7 protein-coding genes are annotated in these 8404 nt (G+C 43.3%); all 7 read right to left on the bottom strand.

All coding sequences use genetic code 11. From position 1 onward, the window contains the following. The coding region (locus AB5Y64_RS13220; protein ID WP_270794163.1) for an ISAs1 family transposase at positions 1-428 on the bottom strand (428 nt) is incomplete at its 3' end. A 378-nt stretch (positions 429-806) separates the two neighbouring features. Further along, a complete protein-coding gene (locus tag AB5Y64_RS13225; protein WP_279956373.1) occupies positions 807-2318 on the bottom strand; it encodes a hypothetical protein in 1512 nt (503 codons plus the stop codon). A gap of 88 nt (positions 2319-2406) precedes the next feature. Continuing rightward, positions 2407-3159 carry a glycosyltransferase family 2 protein gene (locus AB5Y64_RS13230; RefSeq protein ID WP_279956378.1) on the bottom strand — a complete coding sequence of 251 codons (753 nt, stop codon included), beginning with the start codon at positions 3157-3159 and terminating at the stop codon, positions 2407-2409. Positions 3160-3454: 295 nt separating this feature from the next. After that, the gene (locus AB5Y64_RS13235) at positions 3455-4621 is read right to left on the bottom strand and encodes a nucleotide sugar dehydrogenase (RefSeq protein WP_368203980.1); all 1167 of its coding nucleotides are present in this window, start codon (positions 4619-4621) and stop codon (positions 3455-3457) included. 68 nt (positions 4622-4689) lie between these two features. Beyond that, entirely contained in the window at positions 4690-5907 is a 1218-nt protein-coding gene (locus tag AB5Y64_RS13240; protein ID WP_368203981.1) for a glycosyltransferase family 2 protein, read from the bottom strand. Between the two features lie 366 nt (positions 5908-6273). After that, positions 6274-7062 (bottom strand): hypothetical protein, encoded by a 789-nt coding sequence (locus AB5Y64_RS13245; protein WP_368203982.1) that lies wholly within the window; start codon positions 7060-7062, stop codon positions 6274-6276. A 46-nt stretch (positions 7063-7108) separates the two neighbouring features. Then, a complete protein-coding gene (locus AB5Y64_RS13250; RefSeq protein ID WP_368203984.1) occupies positions 7109-8068 on the bottom strand; it encodes a hypothetical protein in 960 nt (319 codons plus the stop codon). Positions 8069-8404 lie beyond the last annotated feature (336 nt).

Raw genomic sequence — 8404 nt, forward strand, 5'->3', positions numbered from 1 at the left:
TTAGGGGTTGCTTTCTGGCTTAACACCAGCCCATTTTCGGTATCGTAAGCCGTGACCAACTGAAGCGCATCCTTGGCATTTCCCCGAAAGGAGCCGCGTAACACCTTGCCATCAAAGGCAATGATGGGTTTGCCCTGATGAGTGCGCTGTTCATTGACCCAGCACAGCAACGCTTCAAGCAAGGTATCGATGACAATGCAGCGCAGAATGCGGGCAACCGTGTGACGCCGCGGGATGCCGTTGGCAAAGGGGCGATGCTGACGCAGCCAATCGATCTTTGAATCGCCATAGGTTTCGATGTCATTCCAGCCCTCGGCACCACTCATGATGGCACTGATGACAAGGAACATGACATCAACCAGGTTATGTTTACGATTGATCTCAGAGCGAGTTTCTTCGACAAGGGTAAGGTGTTCAATCAACGTCATAGCGCGTGCCTCCTGCATGGAGACGCGATTAGATCACAGACGATCTGCCTGTTCAAATTTCATTAACAAAGTGCGATCCCGCCCTGGACGACTATCGGGCTCAGTTATTCTTTGGTTAAAATATCAACAAAGTGTGCTCCCGCCCTGATCTCAGGATGAAGTATCCAATGCTGTGATTTTATTATGTTGTGAAAGCAGCGCTGCAATAGAAAATTCCACGTAACCAGTCCCAACAATCGTGATATTTAACATTGATAAACCAAATTCATTTAAGAGGCTGGTCATTATTTAGTTGAATGACCAGTCTACGATGGTTAAAGCAAAAGTCTTTCTATAGAAAGAAAAAATAAATCAAAAGAAAAATTTTCTTTCTTGGTATTATGCATTATTTCTGAGTAATAAAATGACTTTATTTATGTCTCTACTAGAGTCGCTATGTATCTCTGGATACATATGAATTTTATTAGATGGGACTCGTCCTTCGGCACAACCATGATTAATGTAGTGTGAAACGGGATCAACCCCTGCGTTGTGAACATCAGGGTAGGTATTTAAGTAAAAGTCACGATCAAAGAAGTCTGACTCTGCGATTATTTGATAATCGGATTTAAAGTTTTTTATAATGGCGTTTTTTTCTATAAATGCGGTCAAGGCTTTATTCGCCTTATCTAAGCCAAGGTTGGCAAACATATCTCTTAAATAATAGATATAGTCTCCAATGCTAGCATGGCTACTTTCACAAACATTTACTAGGTCTATCAATCCGGAATCTATGTACTTGAATCTAGTTATATCGGCACAGTCATTTGCGCGAATAGCTAATCTATCTACTACAATAGTAGCTAATTTTGAGGTATCTCTTACATAGCATGTGACGGAGTTACTCTCATAAGACAACAAAATTCCACAAATATATGCTTGACCATTTGGATCGATAGGTTCTCGCTCCATTCGATTACTCTCATTGACGATTGCATCATGAGCAGCAATGGAGATAGTGGAGCTTTTATCAACACCGACTGGACTATGAAAAGTGCAAAATTTAAATTGAACACTGTCTTTCTTAGCATTTTGTGATGCACAAAAGTAGTTTTTAATAACTCTTTTATTAATAGAGGTGATTGTCAGCTTCGCACTAGATATACCACAGTCTACATATAATCCATGCAAACTAGCCGCTCTAGTGAATCCAATAGTATCATTCTTACTCAAGATAGCCGTCGTCTCTTTTAATAGACTAGTGCCACGTGTCACGGTTTCTAAATTATTTAAGTCTGCAATGGTATTGGCGTCAAGTATATCAAATTTCTTTAGCGTATATGACTTTGGGGTATTTTTAGGGAGCGTAACGAAATCGTTAACAATCTCAGCAATTACCATTCCTATATGCTTGGCAACCCAAGGGGCTAGATGATGTTGATCTAGAAAGAAGAAAGAAGCGGGCAAGCCGTTACTCTTTTGAATAATTTCTTTAGTAAACTGATAGCCATCTATAAAAAGAGAGCTTGTTTCGATAGCGCATGCTTTATGGATTTTATAAGAAACATCGTTATTTAAATCTTCAATGCCAGCGATAATAGGTAGTGATAATGATATCATCGGTAGGCCTGAGGCTGATATCATCCTATATAGGTTAGAGATGAGTAGGTATAAATGTTCCTCACTAATATACCCAAATTTCAACTCTTCATGCTCAGTCACACCGAAGTTAATAATAACAAGATCTGCCCAATTTAATACAGACTCTTGGACTAGCTTATAGATACCAATGCCTGAATTTGAACCTCCGACAGCAAAGCACTTAAGATTGACATCACTACGTCTTAAACGACTATGCCAACCACCTCCAACAATGGAATTAGATGCACCCAAAACAGCAATATTAATCATTAATAATCTCCGAAATGCTAAAGGTAATGCGGTAGGTATCTTTAATACAGATATATAGTGATACCTAATTCGATTTTATATTATTGCCTTAAATAGAAAAATCTTCTCTATCTATAGTCAAGTTGGGGCTGTAGAAGGGATCGAGTTCGAGATGCTTGCCCCACTTGGATTTCATAAAATTAACTTCCTTGTTAAAGCGGGCAATTTTCTCCGGCGAGTCTTCGGCCCCACGGCTGATGGACTCATAGTGATAAAGTTCGGCATAGGGGGTCCAGAGATTGCGATAACCCGCCTCGCGGACTTTCAGGCAGAAGTCCACATCGTTAAAGGCAACATGCAGATTCTCTTCATCGAGGCCTGATACTTGCTCAAATATGTCCTTGCGGATGAGCAGGCAAGCAGCCGTCACGGCAGACAGCGTCTGAACCAGTAATAAACGATTGAAATAACCAGGATGATTGCCTGGGAAGTACTTGTGTGAATGACCTGCCACTCCACCTAAGCTGAGAATGACACCGGCATGTTGCAGGGTATCGTTGCTGTAATAAAGTTTGGCCCCCACACAGCCGATCTCCGATCGCAGGCAGTGGCTGACCATCTCTTCCAACCAGCTCGGGCTCATGACCTCTGTGTCGTTATTGAGCAGACAGATGAGCTCACCACTGGCCTGGCCCACGGCCGCATTGTTAATAGCCGAATAGTTGAACGGATGGTCATAAGGGATCACCCGCACCCCGTATTCCTGGGCAGCATGGGCCAGATAGGCCAGGGTATCGGCCTCGTCACTCTGGTTGTCCATCACCAGGATTTCCAGATTGGGATAGCGTGTCTGCCGTACCAGACTGTCAAGGTGTTTTCACCGTGCCGATGCCTGACCACTATGTCTACGGACTTTTTATTGTGCAGTGCCCATCCTGACAGCCTGAGCATCGAAGAGGCAAAGAGAGTGATCTCTTCGGCTCTGGGGGAGTCAATGGCAAACACCAGGCCGGCAATCCCATGTTGCAACGAGGTGACCTTAATCTGTGTGGTCATCATATCTGGCGTATCCGTTCTCAAAAGCACTCCTTGTCGTTGTTGCTGCCCCAGCCAGATCACCTTGGTGATGGCCGGGGGGAGCGCGGGCAAGCCCGCCATCAATCAGAACCGAAAAGATCCCGGGTATAGACCTTGTCGGTGACATCGGTGAGCTCAGCGGCCATGCGGTTGCACAGAATGACGTCGCTAACTGCCTTGAACTCTTCCAGGCTACGGATGACCCGGGAGTGGAAGAAGCTCTCCTCCTTGAAGGTGGGCTCGAAGATCACCACCTCGATCCCCTTGGCCTTGATCCGCTTCATGATCCCCTGGATAGCGGACGAGCGGAAGTTGTCAGAGCCCGCCTTCATCACCAGGCGGTGGATGCCGACCACTTTGGGGTTGCGGCGCAGCACGCTGTCGGCAATAAAGTCCTTGCGGGTGGTATTGGCATCGACGATGGCGCGGATCAGGTTGTTGGGTACTTGGTTGTAGTTGGCCAACAACTGCTTGGTATCCTTTGGCAGACAGTAACCACCATAACCAAAAGAAGGGTTGTTGTAGTGGCTACCGATGCGTGGATCCAGGCCAATTCCCTCGATAATCTGGCGGCTGTCGAGGCCATGGGACTGGGCATAGGTATCCAGCTCGTTGAAATAGGCCACCCGCATCGCCAGATAGGTGTTGGCAAAGAGCTTGATGGCTTCCGCCTCCGTACTGCCTGTCAGCAATACCGGGATATCCTGCTTGATAGCCCCCTCTTGCAGCAGGTTTGCAAATAGTTGCGCCCGCTCGCTACGTTCCCCCACCACAATACGGGAAGGGTGTAAGTTGTCATAAAGCGCCCGCCCTTCGCGCAGGAACTCGGGAGAGAAAATCAGGTTCTCTGTGCCCAGCTCACGGCGCATCCGCTCGGTAAAACCGACCGGAATGGTGGACTTGATGACCATCACGGCTCGTGGGTTGATGGCCATCACATCGCGGATCACTGTCTCAACCGTGCTGGTATTGAAGTAGTTGGTCTCGGGATCGTAATCGGTGGGAGTGGCGATGATCACGAAGTCAGCGGTTTCATAAGCCTCTAATTTATCCAGCGTTGCCTTGAGATTGAGCGGCTTCTCGGCCAGATAAGCTTCCAGTTCTTTATCCGCGATGGGACTTTGTCGCTGGTTAATCTTGATTATTTTATCGGCCACCACATCAAGGGCAATGACATCGTGGTGCTGGGCCAGTAATACAGCGTTGGATAACCCGACGTAGCCGGTACCGGTAATAGCAATTTTCATTTTTTCAACCAATGTCGTGGCATGTGATGGCATTTAAATTTTAATACGCACCCATAATAAATGCGAAACTAACCGTATATGTCAGACAGAATGCGATTAAGGCCTAACTCAGCACAAACCAAACCATTTTTATTCAATGCATATACATTGAATGTATGAATATTAACATCTGGAATTCTGAACGACGATTTAAATCCTACCGCTATATCACTGCTTATACCTTTGCGCTGTACATCGTGGCGGTCGATACAAATATATTTCTCTGGGAATATAGGTCGCGTATTGTTTAGTACAATAAGTAGGCCGTGCACAGGGTTTTTATTTACATCAATGGACCAGCCTCGTAATTCAAATACATTATCATTTTTACTAAGAGCATCAACAAAACCCACGCCCATACCTTTTTTAGTTTTGTAGATGGCAGTGGTTGGTGGTTCAACTGAATAGTGATAACCAATGTCACCAAGTTTATTGACAATTTCTGACATATTTAATTTCACCTTGTCGATAAACCATGATGGGACATGCTCTTCATGATGGTTCAGATCATGCCCCTTGAAGAAGTTTATATCTCTAGCCAAGGTGTCTTGTAGCGTCGTGGCTCTTCCTCGGGATGCTTTTTTATTTAAAAATTCGGATTTGGATTTGATGACATAATGATTTATCCTTAGACAAGACCACTCAATCGAATCACCTATACCTTCTTTTTTATTTTGGCATATACCATTTGGCATCACGAACTTTAGATTCTCGCAGATGGTAAATGCGTGTGGAGTTGAACCGGTATCAACAACCGTATTAGCACGAACAAGGGATTTATAATGTTTATTTACAGAATGATGTTCTACTGCTCTATGAGTGAATCGCTCAATAACCAGGTCATTATTTGGAATAATTGAATAGGATGAACCATATACTGCCCAATTGATAGATATTGCCCCTATTTCTGGGTCATCCAAAAGGGGTTTAATCGATGTCAATCCATCCTCATAATCTCGAGGCGATAAAAATTCATCAGCATCGATAAAGGCTATCCATTCATCAGCGTTTGCGTTATTCAGGATCTCTCTATATGCACCGAGCTGTGGTGGTGTGTTTGGTTGAGTGGGATAAGGAAGTCTTTTTATTAGGCCTATTGTATCAAGGGCAGTTAGAAGTTCAGAGCTACCATCAGAACTGATATTATCAGCGATATAGAAAGTATTGATACCTAAGCATCTGTGATAAGCGAGCCATTCTAATATAAATGGATGCTCATTTTTAAAAATAGCACCGATAGAAATCATAGGGCTCTCTTTTAAATATCAGAAAATTGATTGGTCAATTTTATAAAGCAAGCGGAGAATGTAATGCCTTCAAACCATCGTTGGTCTAACCTGTTTACCAAGTAAGCAAAGTCATATTGGTTTTTAGGCAGCTGATGGCAGTTATAGGTCTGTATAGTATATATATTCAGATTGGCATGATGAATATTAGGATGAGCTGGCAGCATCAGATATAAACATACCCAAAACTTCTTCTCTCTAAATCATAGATAATTAAAAATTTAAATAATAACTGATTGTGATAAAAATCTCGTGAAGGGAAAGGTTCTAAATTAATTGCAGTAATTTATTAAAAGCTAGTGGGGTTGTAATCTATCTCATCGAGCATCAAAAAATAGCCAGTTCATTCAGATGCTTGAATGCTACTTTGCGGCCATGTGTTGTATAGTGGTTCTGGTCTTCCAGCATATACTTAACACCACCATTTTCATCAATCATAGTTTTAACATCAAGCGAGCAACGATGCATCGGCAATTTTGTCGGCAGGGTGTTTTCTGCACAGTGCTGGCGAATCAAATCAAATATACGCACCCGTTCACCAGAGATCCCCCAACTACCCTCTTTCAGTTCGATAAATGGATTATGTGGCACATAAATAAAATTAACAGCCTCGGCTAAGCCAGAGGAGGAGACTAAGTCTATAAGAATCTGCTCAAAATCATTTAGCGTTTCTAGAAAATCTTCATCAGTATAATTCCCACCTACTTGGTTAAATGGAGAGTTTCTTATAAGTTCGAGGTTTGTTATATGTCCCCAAAAAACTCCATCATTTGTTGGTACTTTAATGTAACGATTAGTTGGTAGTTCTACGGCCACATTAATAGTGCCCGTGCCACTATGAGATTGAAACTCTACTTTGCCACTGTCAATCGAGTCGCCCACACGAAACTGTGAGTGAGATTCATAGTGATTTTGTTGCTCGAAACGAACAAATAATTCCTTATGCTCTCTTGGAATTGAGCGCACTCCAAATAAATGATTGATTTTCTGGATGTGCTCATGAGGATAATGGGTAAACCAAAGATCCTTGATATTTAAAACAATGTCATTATTAATATAATGGGCGATTGTATTTACGACTCGGCAGGAGCCTAGAAGTATCCATGTTTTGGTCATGATAATTTATATTGACTTATAAAAAGATAATATTGACGCTAGGCAGCTACGTTGAAAGGAGTGCAGCGCTTACTGACTCCGTCGCAACTTGTTCAAAATATTTTTTAAACGCAGCATGTGATGGAGCCATTTCAATTGCAGTGCTACCGACTTGTAAAGCTTCTTGTACTCGGCCAAGCGCCATATAGATCATGCATTGCTGCCTTTTATACTCCGCATTCCCCGGCGCCATACTTTCAGCCCTCAAGTTAAGCGCCAACGCCCAACGCGGTTTGCGGTGCTGTAAGCATGCACTGGCCAGCCAAAATAAATACAAATGCGATTGCTGCTTATTCGCATATCTGCGACCACAGAACTTATCGACATCATCATCAACTAGAACTGTAACTACAAGAGACTTTAAATCGCCAATCTGGTTAAGAAAATATCCAACAGGATGCCCTGCGTATGGCGCTTCAATAAGTCGCAACATTGCAGGAGAAATTATTTTTTTGTATAAAGCAATGTGCCGTGCATCTTGGTTCTTTGGGTCAAATGCAAAGCAGTATATGCAATTTGGACTAATGTAGTCCTCCGACATCATTCGCGCCTGCTTAATTCCTTTTACATCCATTTGCCAGCGTCTTTCCCACTCCAAACGAATGTCGTATAAAGGGGAAAGCGCCAGAACACGATCACACGCCAAACTTTTGGCGAAGCGAATAGCCGCATACGCGCCCATACTGCTGCCGTATGCAACACGTTTGGCGTAATGCCTATCTGATGCCAGAATTCCAGCTTTTATCGCCTCAATATGAACGTCCGTTAAATGGTCATACCAAACGTCAACACTTGCCTTTACTGCTATAACATCGAATCCAAGCCCGAGTAGTAGCGACTCTGCAAATCCCTGCCGATCAAGAAATCTATTTGTCCTCTCAGTAAATGTAAACGCTAGTGTTCCATTATTTGCGGGGCTGCGAACAAAATCTACTCTCAGCCCAGCGGCATCTACCAGTGTGTGCATCTAAACCTCTAAAAATATTGTCATAGAAGGTGTATGGAGTCATGCGACATTATTGTCTGATTTTTTCTGTCCCTGTGCGGCATCCTTGAACTTCAAGTTGTTCACCATCAAAGTCAGCAGTGCAAATCCCTTGAGCAGTTTCCATTTTTCTGTACTGACTCTTAATCATCCCCTCATACGAGCTACGCGTGGCGCGACTTCCAGAGAAACTACTTCACTTTTGACGAGGTAATAGCACTAGGGAAGGTGCGAATAAGCGGGGAAATTCTTCTCGGCTGACTCAGTCATTTCATTTTTTCAGTTTGAGCCGATCTTTTCTCCCGTAAATGCCTTGAA

Source organism: Aeromonas sp. R5-1 (assembly GCF_040908265.1).
Lineage (GTDB): Bacteria > Pseudomonadota > Gammaproteobacteria > Enterobacterales > Aeromonadaceae > Aeromonas > Aeromonas caviae.